Source organism: Microbispora sp. H10836 (assembly GCF_012999525.1).
In the GTDB taxonomy this organism is placed as follows: domain Bacteria; phylum Actinomycetota; class Actinomycetes; order Streptosporangiales; family Streptosporangiaceae; genus Microbispora.
Genome location: NZ_JABBWU010000023.1, coordinates 13,992 through 29,280, shown reverse-complemented (window position 1 = coordinate 29,280; position 15,289 = coordinate 13,992). Strand labels below are relative to the sequence as shown.

The window sequence follows — 15,289 nt, the reverse complement described above, 5'->3', positions numbered from 1 at the left end:
CTCAGCCCCCGTACGGCCGGGCCGCCCGTGCCTCGCGCAGGGCCCGCCCGAACCAGACGAGCTCGTCGAGCATGACCTTGGCGGCGCCCTCGGGGCCCGCGGGGTCCTTCGGCCAGTTCCCCTCGGCGTCGAACAGCGTCCAGGGGCTCTGGAAGGCGACGGAGTCGCGGATCGTCACGGCGTGCAACTCGGCGAAGACGAGCCTGAGCTGCTCGACGGCTCGCAGGCCGCTGGACATTCCGCCGTAGCAGACGAACCCGACGGGCTTGGCCGCCCACTCCCGGTGGTAGCTGTCGATCATCAGCTTGAGCGCGGCGGGAAAGCTGCGGTTGTACTCCGGCGTCACGACGACGAAGGCGTCCGCGGCCTCCACCCGGGGCCGGAGCCCGGCGACCTCTTCCGGCTTCTCGCCGCCGAAGTGCCCGCGCAGCCCGTCCGGGAGCCGGGTCTCGGCCAGGTCGATCACGTCGAGCGCGACGTCGTCGCGCCGTTCCGCCTGGCCGGCGAACCAGTTGGCGACGAGGGGCGCCACCCTCCCGTCCCGGACGCTGCCGATGATCATCGCCACGTTGAGCCGGTTGTTCCCGGACATGGTTTCCTCCACGAGGTGTGTACGTCGTACGCAACGGGTACACCGTACGCGCACGTGCGTACGGTGTACAAGGCCAAGTACGATGTACACACCGAACCGGGAGGAGCACGACGATGGCCGGGAAGAGAGCGGACGACGCTGCGGACGACACAGGGGGCGACCCGGGGGGCAACACTGGGGGCGGCGTTCACGAGTCCATCTGGCAGCGGATGGAGCGCCCCGCCCGGCCGCCCCGCGCGGCGCTGACCCACGCGCAGATCGCCGCGGCGGCCGTGGAGATCGCGGACGCCGAGGGGCTGGACGCGGTCTCGATGCGCCGGCTGGCCGAGCGGCTCGGCGTCGCCACCATGGGCCTCTACCGCTACGTGCGCGGCAAGGACGACGTGATCGAGCTGATGGTGGACGCGGTCTACGCCGAGGAGGCGCGGGCCGCGGAGGGGCGCGACTGGCGGGAGGTCCTGCGGGTGTCCGCCCTGCGGCTGCGCGCCCTCATGCTGCGCCATCCCTGGCTGGTGGAGACCACGGCCCAGGCCGGGCCGCTGACACCCAACTTCGTCGCGCGCACCGACCGGCTGCTCGCGTCGCTCGACGGCCTCGGCCTCGACGCCGACACGGCGATGACCGTCATCGGCACGGTCACGGCGTTCGTCACCGGGGCGACCACCGCCCGGATCAGGATGGCCCGGCTGATGCGCAAGGAGGGCGCCGAGAAGATGGACGACCTGCGCACCATCTACTCGTCCCGGATGAAGTGGCTGCTGGAGTCGGGCCGCTATCCCGCGTTCGAGCGCTACATCCGCGAGGGCGTCAGGAAGGACGACGACGACTGGCAGTTCGAGCTGGGCCTGGAGTCCGTGCTCGACGGCGTCGCCGCCCGGCTGACGATATGAAAGACGACAGGCGGCCACCCGGATGGGTGCCGCCTGTCGTGCCGGCGAGGTTCAGGAGCTGGGCGGGGGAATCATCCGCCTGGTCGCCTCGTGGGCCCTGCGGACCATCTCGGCCCGGGGGAAGCCGCTCCGCTTGCGGGCCGTCTCCTCGTTGCCGCCGGCGATCCAGACCGGGCCGTCGGCGAGGTGCTCCAGGCCCTCGCGGGCCACGTCGCCGGGCTCGGCCACGTTGAGCCCGGGCAGGTCCATCCGCAGCCCCGCCCGCTCCATCGCCGGAGTGCGGGTCACGCCGAGGACGAGTTCGAGGACGTGCACGCCGTGCTCGCCCAGCTCCAGCCACAGCCCTTCCGTGAAGACGCGGCTGAACGCCTTGACCGCGGAGTAGACGCTGATCTGCGCCTGGCCCATGTATCCGGCGAGCGAGCCGACCAGGATGATCCCGCCGCGGCGGCGCTCGCGCATCAGCGCGCCGAAGTGGTGGGCGAGCGCGAGCTGGGCGGTGATGTTGAGGTCGATGACCCCGTGCACCCGGTCGAGGTCGCCGGTCACGAACTCGTGACCGTAGCTGTTGGCGCCCGCGTTGAAGATCAGCAGGCCCACCTCGACGTCGTCGGTCGCCGCGCGGACGGTCTTGAGCGCGCCCGGGTCGGTCAGGTCGAGCTCCAGCGTGCGCACCTCGACGCCCTTGGCCCTGACCTGCTCGGCCGTCTCGGCCAGCGGGCCGGGCTTACGGGCGACGAGCACGAGGTTGAGCCCGGCGTCGGCGAGCTGGTGGGCGAACGACGCGCCCACTCCCTCGGAGCCGCCCGCGACGACGGCCCAGGGGCCGTACACGTCCTTGTCGATCACGATTCCTCCGGTACGGCGATCTCGCCGTCGAGCGCGGCCTGGACGATGGAGTCCCGCAGCGCCGCGCAGCCGGCGAAGACTCCCGCACCGGCGGTGCGGCGCTCCTGGCAGGTCCCGGCCGCGTCGGCGTTCCACTGGACGCTGGTCTGGTGCCAGCTCGCCTTGCGCACCTGGACCCCGGCACCGCACCGGCGGCAGGTCAGCGGCTGCATGGGCGCGTCGAGCAGCCGGTCGTCGGGGCGGATCGTCATGCGGGCCGGCCCGTGCTCGCCGACAGCTCCGCGGCCTTGCGGGCGAGGTTCTCCTCGACCTCCTTCTTCCACGCCTCGACCGGGCGGGTGGTGTCGAGCTCGAACTCGAAGCGCTCCACCATCTCCGGCCTGACGTCGGCGGCGTCCACGTAGAACTGCTCGTACCAGCGGCGCAGCTGGTAGACCGGGCCGTCCTCCTCGCACAGCAGCGGGTTGTCGATGCGGGCCTTGTTCTTCCAGATCTGCACGTCCTGGTCGAAGCCCTTGAGGATGAAGGAGCTCATCTTCCTGGCCATCTCGTCGGCCGCGGGCCCGGGCAGCGTGTCGGTGCGCTGCACGATGATCCCCGAGTGCAGCACGAACGAGTTCGCGTCGATCGGGTAGTGGGCGTTGATCAGGACCGAGTTGATGTCCATCGTGTCGTAGTGGTAGGTCAACTCGTCGATCATGAACGACGGCCCGTGGTACGACGCGACCGAGTCGTTGCCGAGCAGCTTCGGCTCGCCGTCCTTCGCGGGCGGGCGGGTGTCCTGCCGGCCGGTGCCCTTCATGATCTGCGTGGCGACGTGGCCCTCGAAGATGTTCTTGAAGTACGTCGGGAACGAGTAGTGGACGTAGAAGAAGTGCGCCATGTCGACGACGTTGTCCACGACCTCGCGGCAGTTGGTGTGCACGACGGTCTCGGTCCAGACCCAGTCGGTCCAGTCGTCGCGGGTCGCGCCTTCCATCCGGGGGATCGTGACCTCCGGCGGCGGCGGGTTGCCCTCCGGGTCGTTCCACACGAACAGCAGGCCGTCCTGGTCCATGGTGACCCAGGAGGCGGTGCGGGCGCGCAGCGGGACGCGGCGCGAGTAGGGGATCTTCTTGCAGCGGCCGTCGCCGCCCCAGCGCCAGTCGTGGAACGGGCAGGCGATCTCGTCGCCCTTGATCTCGCCCTGCGACAGGTCCCCGCCCATGTGCCGGCAGTAGGCGTCGAGCACGTTGAGCTTGCCGTCGCCGCTCTGAAAGACCACGAGCTTCTGGCCGAAGGCCTTGACCGTGTGCGGCTTGCCGTCCTTGAACTTCTCCGACAGGCCCAGGCAGTGCCAGCCCCGGGCGAACCGGGTGGGCACCGCCTCCGCCTCGATTCTGCGGATGTCGTCGTTCCCGGCTTCTACTGCAGTCACCTTGATCCGACCCTTCAGGACGCACGTTCTCTCAGTCCGTCAAGGTAGGAGGTGCGGGGGTCCACGGACGGGTGAGTCCCATTGGCCGGGATGGTCCTGACATGCGTTCATCGGCGCCGCGCACCATCATGGACGGCATCTGCCCGACGAGCGCGACACGGAGAACTCCCACATGAGCAACGAGGTCCTGGACGCGGTTCGCACGCTGTTGCCGAAGATCGCCGAACGGGCCCGGTCCACCGACGAGGACCGCCGGGTCCCCGCCGAGTCGATCAGGGAGCTGGTCCAGGCAGGGGTCTTCCGCATGCTGCAGCCCAAGAGGTACGGCGGCGCGGAGAGCGACCCGGTGAGCTTCTACGAGGTGGTCAGGGAGATGTCGGCGGTGTGCGGGTCCACCGGCTGGACCGTCTCCGTCCTAGGCGTGCACCCCTGGCAGCTGGCCCTGTTCGACGAGGCCGCCCAGGACGAGGTGTGGGGGAGCGACCAGGACGCGCTGATCTCCTCGTCGTACGCGCCGGTCGGGCGGCTCGTCCCCGCCGAGGGCGGCTACCGGCTGTCCGGCCGGTGGCGGTTCTCCTCCGGCTGTGAGCACGCGTCATGGGCGATGGTGGGCGGCCTGGTCCTCGGCGACCAGGGCAAGCCGGTGGACTTCATGACCGTGCTGGTGCCCCGCTCCGACTACCTGATCGCGGACGTGTGGGACGTCATCGGGCTGCGCGGCACGGGCAGCAACGACATCGTCGTCGAGGACGCCTTCGTGCCCGCGCACCGCGTGATGCGCAACTACGAGATGGCGCAGCTGCGCGGCCCCGGCCAGAAGGTGAACCCGGGGCCGCTCTACCGCATCCCGTTCGGCACCGTGTTCACCACCACGATCACCGCCCCGGTCATCGGGATGGCGGCCGGCTGCTACCGGTCGTACGTGACCGCGATGCGTGACCGCGTACGGCTCAGCCTGGGCGGCGGCCGGTTCGCCGAGGACCAGTTCGCGCAGGTGGCGGTCGCCCGGGCGGCGTCGGAGATCGACGCGGCGATCCTGCAGACCGACCGCAACGTGCGGGAGGTGTACGAGCACGCGGTGCGGGGCGAGACGATCCCGGTCGAGCTGCGGCTGCGGGTGCGGCGGGACCAGGTGCGCGCCACCGAGCGGGCGCTGGAGGCGATCGACATCCTGTTCAAGACCGCCGGGGGCAACTCCCTCAGCCGGGGCAACCCGATCGAGCGGGCCTGGCGCGACGCCCACGCGGGCAGCGTCCACGTGGCCAACGACGTCGAGCGGGCCCTCGCGATGTACGGCAAGGGCGAGTTCGGCCTGGCCGTCGAGGACAACCTGATCTGACGCCGCGACGCGGGAGCCCGGGCGCACGCCGCGCCCGGGCTTCTTCTTCGTGCGCGTCCTTCGCAGACGGGGTGTTGACGGTCTCCTTGTCGCGGCACGATCTCACCGGCGACCCCTTGCGCGATCTGACCGCCGGCGCGTGGATCTTCATCGACTTCTGCGTTGAGGACCCGGCTCGCTACCAGCTGATGTTCCAGCGGACGGTTCCGGGGTTCGAACCGTCCGCCGAGTCCTACGCCCTGGCGGTTCAGGCACTGGAGTCGTTGCGGGCGGGGCTGGTGACGATCGGCATAACCGCCCCCGAAGCGCTCGACATGCTCACCGCGCTCACCACGGGCCTGGTCGACCAGCAGATCTCCAACGACCCGGGTGGAGACCGCTGGCTCAAGCTGGTCGACGAGGCCATGGAGATGTTTCTCGCCCACATGCGCAGCCGAACGCACAGGAAGGTCCGCTGATGCCCGACACCGCGACGGCGATCGAGTCCGTACGATCACTCGGCCGCTCACAGGCCGCCATGCTGGCCGAGGCCGAGAACGAGCGTTTCGCCGACCTCGTCCGATCGCTGGACGGCGACGACTGGGCCCTACAGACCGACTGCCCGGCCTGGGACGTGCGGGCCGTGGTCGCGCACGTGCTGGGTGCGATGGAGTCCCCTGTCTCCCTGCGTGAGTTCGTCCACCAGGTCCGAGCGGGCGGCAGGGCGGCGGGCGACCGTCCCCTCATCGACGGCATCACCGAGGTGCAGGTCGCCGAGCGCGCCCATCTGAGCACGTCCCAGCTCGTCGAACGGCTCACCGCCATGGCGCCCCGCGCCGCTCGCGCCCGGCGCGGGCTGCCGGCGCCGCTGCGCCGGATGCCGCTCAGGCAAGACGTCGGGGGCGTGACGGAGACCTGGACGCTGGGCTACCTGTACGACGTCGTCTACACCCGCGACACGTGGATGCACCGTGTCGACATCGCCAGGGCGGTGGGCCGCCCCCTCGTGCTCACGGCCGATCACGACGGCCGCATCGTGGCGGACGTGGCCGCCGAGTGGGCACGGCGCCACGGCCGGCCGTTCCGGCTTCACCTGACAGGGCCCGCTGGAGGCACCTTCACCGGTGGCGACGGCGGCGGCGGCGAGCAGATCACCCTGGACGCCGTCGAGTTCTGCCGGATCCTCTCCGGCAGGGGCGGCGGAACCGGGCTGCTCACCCAGCCCGTGCCCTTCTGACGCGTATCGGCGCGAAGCCGCCACGTGTGCGGGCGCCGGTCGGGGACTGACATCAATGGTCCTTTCAACGTGCCATGTCCCTGGCGGCCCGGTAGGCGAAGACCATGGCCGAGCCGATCGGGACACCGGGGCCGGGGTAGCGGCGCCCGGAGAACGAGGCGCTGGTGTTGCCCGCGGCGTACAGGCCGGGGATCGGCCGCCCGTCCCCGTGGAGCACCCGCGCGTCGGGGTCGGTGCGCAGGCCGCCCTTGGTGCCGAGGTCGCTGAGCACCACCCGGGCGGCGTAGTAGGGCGGGGTGCCCAGCGGGACCAGGCAGGGGTTCGGCGCCTCGGACTTCCCGGCGAAGAACCGGTCGTAGGGGTCCTCACCGCGGTGGAAGTCCTCGTCCACGCCGGTCGCGGCGAAGCCGTTGAACCGATCGACGGTGTGCTTCAGCGCCTCGCCCGGCACGCCGATGAGCTCCGCCAGCTCCTCCAGGGTGCCGGCGCGCACCCAGGTGCCGGCCTCCAGGTGCTCCTCGGCGCGGCGTCCCGGCAGTGAGATCGCCGGGAGCCGCCCGCCGAAGCGGGAGTCGAAGATCAGGTGGGCGGGCACGCGGCCGGGCTCGGCGAGCATCTCGCGGCCCATCCGGTCGTACGGCAGCGACTCGTTGGCGAAGCGGCGGCCCGACGCGTCGACCATGAGCCCGCCGTGGAAGCCCAGCGTGAAGGCGGCCCGGCCGTCCGGCAGCGCCACGCCCGGGCACCACCACGCCTCGTCCATCAGGCCGGTGGCCGCGCCGATCGCGGCGGCGGCCCGGATCGGGTCGCCGGTGTTCGCGCCCGCCGGGGCCATCGACCACTCGGCCGTTCCGGGGACGCCGTGGGCCGCCCGCATCGTCGCGTCGCCCTCGAAGCCGCCGGCCGCCAGCAGCACGCCCTTCCGGGCGCGCAGCCGTACGGTGCCCTCCGCGGTGGCGGCCTCGACGCCGGTCACCCGGCCGTCCTCCACGACGAGCCGGGTGAGGGCGGTGCCGGTGCGCACGGTGCCGTTGCCGGTGTTCACGAGGGCGAGCAGCAGCCGCCCGATCAACGCCCGCCCGGCCGACAGCGGGCCCTCGCCGTGGCCGCGGCCCTCGCGGTCGCGGTCCACCGGCGGCCGGACCAGCGCGGCGAGGTCGCCGAGCCGTTCGGCGGGCAGGTCCAGCGGCACGAACGACCGCCCCGCGTCGAGCCGTCCCGGGGCGGGGAAGTAGTCGGGGAAGGCCCGCCACTCGAACTCGATCGCCGGGTCGCGCTCCAGGAACTCGGCCACCTCGGGCGCGGTCGCGAGGAACGCCTCCCGCCGGTCGGCCTCCGCCTCGCCGAGCAGGGCGGTGAGGTAGGCGCGGGCCGACTCCGTCGAGTCGCCGATCCCGGCACGGCGCTGCACCTGGGTGCCGGGCAGCCAGACGGCGGCGCCCGAGTACGCGGACGTGCCGCCGAGCAGCGCCGTCTTCTCCAGCACCACGGTGCGCAGTCCGCCCGCCGCCGCCGTCAGCGCGCCGGTCATGGCGCCCGCGCCGGACCCGGCCACCACCACGTCGTACTCGTCGTCCCAGGCCCGGGTGGGTGCGCCCGCCATGCCGCTCCTCCTGTCGTCGCTGATAGTGGTGGCTACAGGCAAGCGCAGCGGACGCGTGACCGGCCCGTTCGTCCCACTCAGCGGTATGGACCAGTGGCGGGTGGGCGAGCTCCGCTGTGTATCGTCGTTGCGACACACGAACGACCAGGGGGAGACGTGCCGAGGATCGCCGAGGTCAGGGCGCCGGCCGAGCCGAGCTCACCCGAGCAGCGCGCCCGTCATCTGCGCATCCTGCGCGCCGCCGCCCGGATGGGCGCCGAGAAGGGGCTCGAGCGGGTCCAGATGCACGAGGTGGCCAAGGAGGCCGGGGTGGCGATCGCCACGCTGTACCGGTACTTCCCCTCGAAGACCCATCTGTTCACCGCGGTGATGGCCGAGCAGATCGACAGGTTCGGCGAGACCGTCCAGCAGCCCAAGCCGGGGATGACGCCGGATGACGCGGTCGGCGAGGTGCTCGTGCTCGCCAGCAGGCAACTGCTGCGCCGCCCCGCGCTCGCCACCGCGATGCTGCAGTCGGCGAACTCCGCCAACGCCGCCGCGGTGGCCGACGCGGGCCGGATCGACCTGATGTTCCGGCAGATCGTCCTGCGGACGCTCGGCATCGCCGAGCCCACCGTCATGGACGTCACGTTGATCCGGCTGCTGATGCAGTGCTGGTACGGCGTGCTGCAGATGAGCCTGAACGGCCGGGCGTCGGTCACCGACACCGAAAGCGACATCCGGATCGCCTGCCGGCTGCTGCTGGCGCCCCGATCGAACGCGCCCTCCGGTCCCGTCTCCCGCTGACCGGGACGCGCCCCGGGCCGCTCCCGCCGCGCGCCGCTAGCGTGCGCGTATGAATCGCTTCGACGGGGTGAAGGTCCTGCTCACGGGGGCCGGCTCGGGGATCGGGCGGGCCACCGCGGTCAGGCTCGCCGCCGAGGGAGCGGACCTCTTCGCGGTGGACCGGGCGGCCGCAGGGCTCGCGGAGACCGGCTCGCTGATCGAAGGTCCTGGCCGGTACGTCCCGCACGTGGCCGACGTGACCGACGAGGCCGCCGTGGTGGCGGCCGTGGACGCGGCGGCGGCCGCGCTCGGCGGCATCGACGTGCTCGTCAACGTCGCGGGGATCCAGCGGACGACGCCGATCGAGTCGCTGACCGTGGCCGATCTCAACCTGCTGTTCTCGGTCAACCTCGTCGGCACCGCGGTGTTCTGCCGGGAGGCGCTGCGTCACCTGCCCGACCGGACCGGCGTCATCGTGAACGTCGCGTCGATCGCGGCCACCCAGGGCAACCCGTACATGACCGCGTACGCCGCGTCGAAGGGCGCCGTGCTGGCCTTCTCGCTGAGCCTGGCCGCCGAGGTGGTGGGGCGCGGCATCCGCGTGGTGCCGATCTCCCCGGGCACGGTGGCGACCCCCCTGACGCGCGACATCGAGTTTCCCGAGGGCGCGGACCTGCGGTACTTCGGGCGGATCCGCTCGCTGCTCGGCAGCGCCGCCCCCGAGCAGATCGCGGCCGCGATCGCGTTCGCGGCCTCCTGCGACGGCGGATATCTCACGGGTGCGAACCTCCGGGTCGACGGCGGCTCCGGAACCTGACGCGCCCCCTTCGACAAGGAGTGACGACGTGACACGGACGATCGCGGTGACCGGTTCGGCCTCGGGCATCGGCAGGGCGCTGGCCGCCTCGCTGCGGGAGCGAGGCGAGGAGGTGATCGGCGTCGACCTGAGGGACGCCGAGGTGTGCGCCGACCTGTCCGCCCCCGAAGGCCGCGCCCGCGCGGTGCACGAGGTGCTGGAGCGGGCGGGCGGCGAGCTGGACGCCGTCGTGGCCTGCGCCGGCCTCTCGGGGGTGACCGTGGGCACGGTCACCGTCAACTTCTTCGGCGTGACCGCGATCCTGGAGGGGCTGCGTCCGGCGCTCGCCCGCGCGGAGCGGCCCCGCGCAGCCGCGGTGGCCTCGATCTCCGCCACCCAGCCGGCCGACCCCGAAGTGGTCCGCGCCTGCCTCGACGGCGACGAACCGCGGGCGGTCGCGCTGGCGGAGCGGGCGGTCGAGCGCGGCCAGGGCCGGCTGCTCTACCCCTCCTCGAAGTCCGCCCTGGCCCGCTGGCTGCGCGCCCGGGCGGTGTCGCCGGAATGGGCCGGATGCGGCATCCCGCTCAACGCGGTGGCGCCGGGCGTCGTGCTGACCCCGATGTCGGCGCCGCTGTTCGAGGACGAGGCGATGCGCAAGGTCATGGACCGGGCGGTGCCGATGCCGCTGAACGGCTACGCCGAGCCCGAGGTGGTCGCCGGCGCGCTGCGCTGGCTGGTGAGCCCGGAGAACTCCCACATGGCCGGGCAGATCGTCTTCGTGGACGGCGGCGCCGAGGCCACGCTGCGCGGCCCCGACGTGTACTGACGGCCCGCGCGGCTCCCCGGTCGTCGCCGTTCGACTCCTGGCACCCGCGCCGGTCGATCAATACGCTGCTGTCGTGCCTGCGGAGATCCTCACGTTCCTTTTCGCGGGATTCGGGCTCGGCTCGGCGGTGCTCGCGGCGCGCTCCGTCCCGTCCGCCCCCAGTGCGCTCGTACGCCGGCGTCCCCTGGTCTGGGGAGCGGCTCTCCTCGTGAGCGGCTTCGCGATCATGGCGCTCGCCGCCTGGTCCACTCACGAGGACGTGCACTACGACGACAGACCGCTCCCGCGCTCGTGACGACGATGGTCGCCACGGCCCTCGCGGTCACAACACGGCCGTGGTGGTCACGGCCGACGACGTCGAGGTCGGCTCCGTGACGATCAGGTACGACCTCCTCGGCGAGGATACGACGGCGCCGGTGATCAAGCAGGTCCCCGCGACCGTCGCGAGGCCGGCCGACCCTTCCGTGGAGGAGGTCTTCCTTCCGGCGCGGGTCTTCCGGGATCTCGGCCAGAACCTGGAGCCCGATGAACTGATCGTCGACCCCTCCGTCCACAGCACCTCGGAGATGGAGCAGCAGCGGCTGGACCGGCGGCTCGGCGACGTGGCGCAGACCTACGTCGAACGGGGGTACCAACCTCCGTCCGGCTGGCGGATCGTCGTCGCGGTGGCGGTCGTCGTCGCACTCGGAGGCGCGCTGGTCGCGGCCGGCCGGGTCCCCGGCGCCCGGTCGCGACGCGTACCACCGCGGGCCGGCGGCCCGGACGCACGGCCGCGGTGGTCCGCCGCGTGCCGTGCGGGGCTGGCCGCCGCCATCGGCACGGCGGTGGGTGTGGCCGCCGGCTGCCTCATCGGCCTGCTCCTGGCGTGGCCGGTCACGACCTCGTCCTGGTGGGAACCGACGCCCCGGGTGGGCTTCGCGACTCCGTGGCCGTCGATCGCCGCTCTGGCCGCCGGCCTGCCCGTTCTCGCCGCGGCCGTCGCCGCTTCAGTCCGTACGGCCGTACGGCCGGTTCGGTCCCGCACGCCGGCTCCCGGCTGAGCGGGCGACGGCGCGCGGCCCGCCTTCCTCACTTCGCGTGCGCGACGTTCCGCACGCCGGTGGTGTCGAGCTGCGCGACCGAGTAGGCCGCGTAGGTCCGGTACGGGTCCCGCCCGCTGAAGTGCGGGGTGACCTGCGCGTCCAGCTCCTCGACGGAGAACACGCCGTCGCCGGCGGTGAACTTGCGCTCCACGGTCGGGGCCGCCATGAGGGCCACCATGTCGCCGTACACCACGAACACCTGGCCGTTGATCTCCTCGGAGGCGGGGGAGGCGAGGTAGCCGACGAACGTGGCCACCCGCTCGGGAGCGAGGACGTCCAGCCCGCCGACCTCGCCGCCGTCGCCGAACACGCCGGCCGTCATGTTCGTCCGGGCCCGGGGGCAGATCGCGTTGGCCCGCACGCCGTACCGGGACAGGCCCTGGGCGGTCGCGAGCGTCAGCGCGACGATGCCGGCCTTGGCGGCGGCGTAGTTCGGCTGGCCGGCCGACCCGAACAGGAACGCCTCGGAGGAGGTGTTGATCACACGGCCGTAGACCGGGCCGCCCGCGGCCTTGCTCGCCGCCCGCCAGTGGACGGCCGCGGCCCGCGACAGCCCGGCGTGCCCCTTGAGGTGCACGCGGATGACGTCGTCCCAGTCGGACTCGGTCAGGTTGAACAGCATCTTGTCGCGCAGCACGCCGGCGTTGTTCACCACGATGTCGAGGCGGCCGAAGGACTCCACGGCGGTCTGGACGAGGCGGTCGCCCATGGACCAGTCGCCGATGTCGCCGGTCACCGCGACCGCCTTGCGGCCGAGCGCCCTGATCTCGGCCGCGACGTCCTCGGCCGCCGGGCCGACGTCGTTGACCACGACGTTCGCGCCGCGTTCGGCGAGGGCGAGGGCCTCGCTGCGGCCCAGGCCCGCCCCGGCGCCGGTGACGACGGCGGTCTTGTCCTCCAGGCTCGTGTTCGAGCTCATCCGCGCACTCCTGCCCGCTCAGTGATCACAGTCAGAACTAGTATGTATTCTAGTTCTCGCCCAGTGGGTGGCCTCTCAGTCGCGGGTGTCCCACTCAGTGACACAAGGATGGGTCTATGCAGCACGGCGAGCGATCGGCGGCACCACTGAGCGGGACCGGGCCGTTGCCTGAAACAGAAATGATTTCTAGCCTCACCCCATGACGCTGAACGTGGCATCCCTGTTCGAGGCCGTCGCCGCGGCGGTCCCCGAACGCCTCGCACTGGTCTGCGACACCCGGCGGCTGAGCTTCGCGGAGCTCGACGCCCGGGCGAACGCCCTGGCCAACCACCTGCGCGCGGCCGGTGTGCGGCCGGAGGAGCACGTGGGCGTGCACATGCTCAACGGGGTGGAGTTCGTCGAGGCCCTGCTCGCCTGCCTGAAGATCAGAGCCGTCCCGATCAACATCAACTACCGGTACACCGACCGGGAGCTGCACTACATCTACGAGGACGCCGGCCTGGTCGCCCTCGTCATCGGCGGCGAGTTCGCCCCGTCCGCCGCCGCCCTCACCGACCGGTGCCCGAAGCTGCGCCACGTGGTGGTCGTGGACGACGGCACGCGGGCGCCCGACTGGCCGGCCGGCGTCGAGGTCGTGGACTACGAGAAGGCGGTCGCCGCCCGGCCCGCCGCCGTCCCGATGGCCGGCGAGCGCGGCCCCGACGACCACTACGTGCTCTACACGGGCGGGACGACCGGGATGCCCAAGGGCGTCGTGTGGCGGCACGAGGACTTCTACTTCGCCGCGCTCAAGGGCGGCAACCACTACGGCCCGCCGTACCGGACGGCGGAGGAACTGGCCGCGGCCGCGGCGGCGGGCACGCCCGTCGTCTACCTGCTCACCGCCCCGCTCATGCACGGCGCGGCCTGCTACACGCTGTTGAGCGCGCTGCTGGCCGGCTCGACAACGGTCCTGCTGCGGCGGTTCGACCCGGTCGAGACGCTGCGACTGATCGAACGCGAGCACGCTGTGATCGTCACCGTGGTCGGCGACGCCATCGCCCGCCCGCTGGTCGACGCCATCCGCGAGCACGGCGCGGAGCACGACCTGAGCTCGATGAAGGTGCTCGGCTCGGGAGGGGCGCTGCTGTCGCGCAGCGTGCGCGAGGAGGCCACCTCGCTGGTTCCCGGTCTCTACGTCAACGACGGCTTCGGCTCGTCGGAGTCCGGCGTGGACGGCACGATCGGGATCGGCCCCGACGGGCTGATGCGGCTGGCCGCCGGCCCCCGGATCAAGGTGGTCGACGAGGGCTTCCGGCCGATCGAGCCCGGCTCCGATCGGCTGGGGTACGTCGCGCGGACCGGGCACGTCCCGCTGCGCTATCACAACGACCCGGACAGGACGGCGAAGACGTTCCCGGTCGTCGACGGCGTGCGCTGGGCGGTGCTCGGCGACATGGCCCGGGTCGAGGAGGACGGCACGATCGTGCTGCTCGGCCGCGGATCGGGCTGCATCAACACCGGCGGGGAGAAGGTCTTCCCCGAGGAGGTCGAGCAGGCGCTGAAGTCCCACCCGGCGGTCATGGACGCGGTGGTCGCGAGCGTGCCCGACGAGCGGTTCGGCGAGCGGGTCGCCGCCGTGGTGGAGCTACGCCCCGGCGTGGCGGCGGACGCCGGGGAACTGCGCGCGCACTGCCGCACCCAGATCGCCGGCTACAAGGTGCCCGCCTCGATCGTCGTCGTCGACACGGTCGAACGCTCGCCCAGCGGCAAGGCCGACTACCGGTGGGCCAAGAACGTTTTGTCCACCCACACGAGGAGGAACGATGGCTGAGGCCGTCAACGGGGCCGTCACTGGGGCCGTCATCGTCGACGCGGTGCGCACACCGGTCGGCAAGCGCTACGGCGCCCTGTCCGGGCTGCACCCGGCCGAGCTGCTCGGCACGGTGCACCGGGCTCTGATCGAGCGCAACGGCCTCGCCCCCGACGCGGTCGCGCAGGTCGTCGGCGGCTGCGTCACCCAGGCCGGGGAGCAGGCCAACAACGTCACCCGCCAGGCCTGGCTGCACGCGGGCCTGCCGTACACCACGGCCTGTACGTCGATCGACTGCGCCTGCGGCTCCGGCCAGCAGTCCGTGCACCTGGTCGCCGGGCTGATCGCGGCCGGCGCGATCGACATCGGCATCGGCTGCGGGGTCGAGTCGATGAGCCGGGTCTTCCTCGGCGCCGCGGTCACCCCGGGCGCCGGCAGCCCGCTCCCGGCGTCCTGGTCCCTGGACATGCCCGACCAGTTCACCGCGGCCGAGCGGATCGCGCAGCGGCGCGGCATCACCCGTGAGGACGCGGACGCGCTCGGCCTGCGCTCCCAGCGGCGCGCCGCGCAGGCGTGGGCGGAGGGCAGGTTCGACGGCCAGGTCCTCGCGGTCGAGGCGCCGGTGATGGGATCCGAGGGACCGACGGGGGAGACCGCCGTCGTCACCAGGGACCAAGGGCTGCGCGACACCAGCATGGAGGCATTGGCGAGATTGCAGCCGGTGATGCCGGGCGGCATCCACACCGCGGGCAACTCCTCGCAGATCAGCGACGGCGCGGCCGGTGTGCTGCTGATGAGCGCGGACCGGGCGCGCGCGCTCGGGCTGCGCCCGCGGGCGCGCATCGTCGCCTCCGGCATGGTCGGCTCCGACCCCTACTACCACCTCGACGGGCCGATCGACGCGACCCGGCACGTGCTGGACAAGGCGGGCATGAAGCTGTCCGACGTCGATCTCGTCGAGATCAACGAGGCGTTCGCCTCGGTCGTGCTCTCCTGGGCGCGGGTGCTCGACGCCGACATGGACAAGGTCAACGTGAACGGCGGCGCGATCGCGCTCGGGCACGCGGTCGGCTCGACCGGCTCCCGCCTGATCACCCAGGCGCTGTGCGAACTGGAGCGCACCGGAGGCTCGACGGCCCTCGTGACCATGTGCGCCGGCGGCGCGCACGCCACGGCGACCATCATCGAACGGATCTGAGGCAC

General features: G+C 72.4%; 17 protein-coding genes. 11 read left to right on the top strand and 6 right to left on the bottom strand.

Translation table 11 applies throughout. The features are described 5' to 3' along the window. Position 1: 1 nt before the first annotated feature. Positions 2 to 592 carry an NADPH-dependent FMN reductase gene (locus HHX30_RS32645; RefSeq protein ID WP_169986900.1) on the bottom strand — a complete coding sequence of 197 codons (591 nt, stop codon included), beginning with the start codon at positions 590 to 592 and terminating at the stop codon, positions 2 to 4. Positions 593 to 705: 113 nt separating this feature from the next. On the opposite strand from HHX30_RS32645, the gene HHX30_RS32640 reads away from it, so the two are divergent. Continuing rightward, positions 706 to 1,482: a TetR/AcrR family transcriptional regulator gene (locus HHX30_RS32640; protein ID WP_169986898.1), complete on the top strand. Its 777-nt coding sequence runs from the start codon at positions 706 to 708 to the stop codon at positions 1,480 to 1,482. A gap of 51 nt (positions 1,483 to 1,533) precedes the next feature. On the opposite strand, the gene HHX30_RS32635 is transcribed toward HHX30_RS32640, so the two are convergent. From HHX30_RS32635 to HHX30_RS32625, 3 genes are read right to left on the bottom strand one after another with little or no spacing between them, the layout of a single operon-like run. Further along, the gene (locus HHX30_RS32635; RefSeq protein WP_169986896.1) at positions 1,534 to 2,331 is read right to left on the bottom strand and encodes an SDR family oxidoreductase; all 798 of its coding nucleotides are present in this window, start codon (positions 2,329 to 2,331) and stop codon (positions 1,534 to 1,536) included. After that, positions 2,328 to 2,582 carry a ferredoxin gene (locus HHX30_RS32630; protein WP_169986894.1) on the bottom strand — a complete coding sequence of 85 codons (255 nt, stop codon included), beginning with the start codon at positions 2,580 to 2,582 and terminating at the stop codon, positions 2,328 to 2,330. Before HHX30_RS32630 ends, HHX30_RS32635 begins: the two co-directional genes overlap by 4 nt. Continuing rightward, the gene (locus tag HHX30_RS32625) at positions 2,579 to 3,748 is read right to left on the bottom strand and encodes a Rieske 2Fe-2S domain-containing protein (RefSeq protein WP_169986892.1); all 1,170 of its coding nucleotides are present in this window, start codon (positions 3,746 to 3,748) and stop codon (positions 2,579 to 2,581) included. Before HHX30_RS32625 ends, HHX30_RS32630 begins: the two co-directional genes overlap by 4 nt. A 172-nt stretch (positions 3,749 to 3,920) precedes the next feature. Between HHX30_RS32625 and hsaA the strand changes: the two genes are divergently transcribed. The 3 genes from hsaA to HHX30_RS32610 all read left to right on the top strand — a co-directional run bounded on the left by hsaA (position 3,921) and on the right by HHX30_RS32610 (position 6,303). After that, complete coding sequence (gene hsaA / locus HHX30_RS32620) at positions 3,921 to 5,087, top strand: 3-hydroxy-9,10-secoandrosta-1,3,5(10)-triene-9,17-dione monooxygenase oxygenase subunit (RefSeq protein WP_169986890.1); 1,167 nt, start codon at positions 3,921 to 3,923, stop codon at positions 5,085 to 5,087. Positions 5,088 to 5,173: 86 nt separating this feature from the next. Continuing rightward, a complete protein-coding gene (locus tag HHX30_RS32615; protein ID WP_211592922.1) occupies positions 5,174 to 5,545 on the top strand; it encodes a TetR-like C-terminal domain-containing protein in 372 nt (123 codons plus the stop codon). Continuing rightward, positions 5,545 to 6,303, top strand: coding sequence for a maleylpyruvate isomerase family mycothiol-dependent enzyme (locus tag HHX30_RS32610; protein ID WP_169986888.1), 759 nt, complete (start codon positions 5,545 to 5,547; stop codon positions 6,301 to 6,303). The genes HHX30_RS32615 and HHX30_RS32610 overlap by 1 nt, the downstream gene beginning before the upstream one ends. 64 nt (positions 6,304 to 6,367) lie before the next feature. On the opposite strand, the gene HHX30_RS32605 is transcribed toward HHX30_RS32610, so the two are convergent. Then, positions 6,368 to 7,906: an FAD-binding protein gene (locus HHX30_RS32605; protein ID WP_169986886.1), complete on the bottom strand. Its 1,539-nt coding sequence runs from the start codon at positions 7,904 to 7,906 to the stop codon at positions 6,368 to 6,370. 156 nt (positions 7,907 to 8,062) lie between these two features. Here HHX30_RS32605 and HHX30_RS32600 point away from each other — a divergent pair, with 156 nt between their 5' ends. The 5 genes from HHX30_RS32600 to HHX30_RS32580 all read left to right on the top strand — a co-directional run bounded on the left by HHX30_RS32600 (position 8,063) and on the right by HHX30_RS32580 (position 11,333). Next, on the top strand, positions 8,063 to 8,692 hold the full coding sequence (locus HHX30_RS32600; protein WP_169986884.1) for a TetR family transcriptional regulator: 630 nt from the start codon (positions 8,063 to 8,065) through the stop codon (positions 8,690 to 8,692). Positions 8,693 to 8,741: 49 nt separating this feature from the next. After that, a complete protein-coding gene (locus HHX30_RS32595; RefSeq protein ID WP_169986882.1) occupies positions 8,742 to 9,488 on the top strand; it encodes an SDR family NAD(P)-dependent oxidoreductase in 747 nt (248 codons plus the stop codon). Between the two features lie 28 nt (positions 9,489 to 9,516). Then, positions 9,517 to 10,293 carry an SDR family oxidoreductase gene (locus HHX30_RS43520; protein WP_169986881.1) on the top strand — a complete coding sequence of 259 codons (777 nt, stop codon included), beginning with the start codon at positions 9,517 to 9,519 and terminating at the stop codon, positions 10,291 to 10,293. A gap of 73 nt (positions 10,294 to 10,366) precedes the next feature. Continuing rightward, positions 10,367 to 10,588 carry a hypothetical protein gene (locus tag HHX30_RS32585; RefSeq protein WP_169986879.1) on the top strand — a complete coding sequence of 74 codons (222 nt, stop codon included), beginning with the start codon at positions 10,367 to 10,369 and terminating at the stop codon, positions 10,586 to 10,588. A gap of 40 nt (positions 10,589 to 10,628) precedes the next feature. Continuing rightward, positions 10,629 to 11,333 (top strand): hypothetical protein, encoded by a 705-nt coding sequence (locus HHX30_RS32580; RefSeq protein ID WP_169986877.1) that lies wholly within the window; start codon positions 10,629 to 10,631, stop codon positions 11,331 to 11,333. Positions 11,334 to 11,361: 28 nt separating this feature from the next. Here the strand turns inward: HHX30_RS32580 and HHX30_RS32575 are convergent, their stop codons facing one another. Continuing rightward, positions 11,362 to 12,294: a 3-oxoacyl-ACP reductase gene (locus tag HHX30_RS32575; protein WP_169986875.1), complete on the bottom strand. Its 933-nt coding sequence runs from the start codon at positions 12,292 to 12,294 to the stop codon at positions 11,362 to 11,364. Between the two features lie 199 nt (positions 12,295 to 12,493). On the opposite strand from HHX30_RS32575, the gene HHX30_RS32570 reads away from it, so the two are divergent. Together HHX30_RS32570 and HHX30_RS32565 are read left to right on the top strand one after the other, a co-directional pair. After that, entirely contained in the window at positions 12,494 to 14,107 is a 1,614-nt protein-coding gene (locus tag HHX30_RS32570) for an acyl-CoA synthetase (RefSeq protein WP_169986873.1), read from the top strand. Further along, positions 14,100 to 15,284, top strand: coding sequence for a steroid 3-ketoacyl-CoA thiolase (locus tag HHX30_RS32565; protein WP_169986871.1), 1,185 nt, complete (start codon positions 14,100 to 14,102; stop codon positions 15,282 to 15,284). The genes HHX30_RS32570 and HHX30_RS32565 overlap by 8 nt, the downstream gene beginning before the upstream one ends. Positions 15,285 to 15,289 lie beyond the last annotated feature (5 nt).

What these genes read in the sequence shown, in the direction of transcription:
- HHX30_RS32570 (WP_169986873.1), top strand. Translation starts at nt 12,494, where the DNA reads ATGACGCTGAACGTGGCATCCCTGTTCGAGGCCGTCGCCGCGGCGGTC.
- HHX30_RS32630 (WP_169986894.1), bottom strand. Translation starts at nt 2,582, where the DNA reads ATGACGATCCGCCCCGACGACCGGCTGCTCGACGCGCCCATGCAGCCG.
- HHX30_RS32595 (WP_169986882.1), top strand. Translation starts at nt 8,742, where the DNA reads ATGAATCGCTTCGACGGGGTGAAGGTCCTGCTCACGGGGGCCGGCTCG.
- HHX30_RS32645 (WP_169986900.1), bottom strand. Translation starts at nt 592, where the DNA reads ATGTCCGGGAACAACCGGCTCAACGTGGCGATGATCATCGGCAGCGTC.
- hsaA (WP_169986890.1), top strand. Translation starts at nt 3,921, where the DNA reads ATGAGCAACGAGGTCCTGGACGCGGTTCGCACGCTGTTGCCGAAGATC.
- HHX30_RS32610 (WP_169986888.1), top strand. Translation starts at nt 5,545, where the DNA reads ATGCCCGACACCGCGACGGCGATCGAGTCCGTACGATCACTCGGCCGC.
- HHX30_RS32565 (WP_169986871.1), top strand. Translation starts at nt 14,100, where the DNA reads ATGGCTGAGGCCGTCAACGGGGCCGTCACTGGGGCCGTCATCGTCGAC.
- HHX30_RS32640 (WP_169986898.1), top strand. Translation starts at nt 706, where the DNA reads ATGGCCGGGAAGAGAGCGGACGACGCTGCGGACGACACAGGGGGCGAC.
- HHX30_RS32605 (WP_169986886.1), bottom strand. Translation starts at nt 7,906, where the DNA reads ATGGCGGGCGCACCCACCCGGGCCTGGGACGACGAGTACGACGTGGTG.
- HHX30_RS32575 (WP_169986875.1), bottom strand. Translation starts at nt 12,294, where the DNA reads ATGAGCTCGAACACGAGCCTGGAGGACAAGACCGCCGTCGTCACCGGC.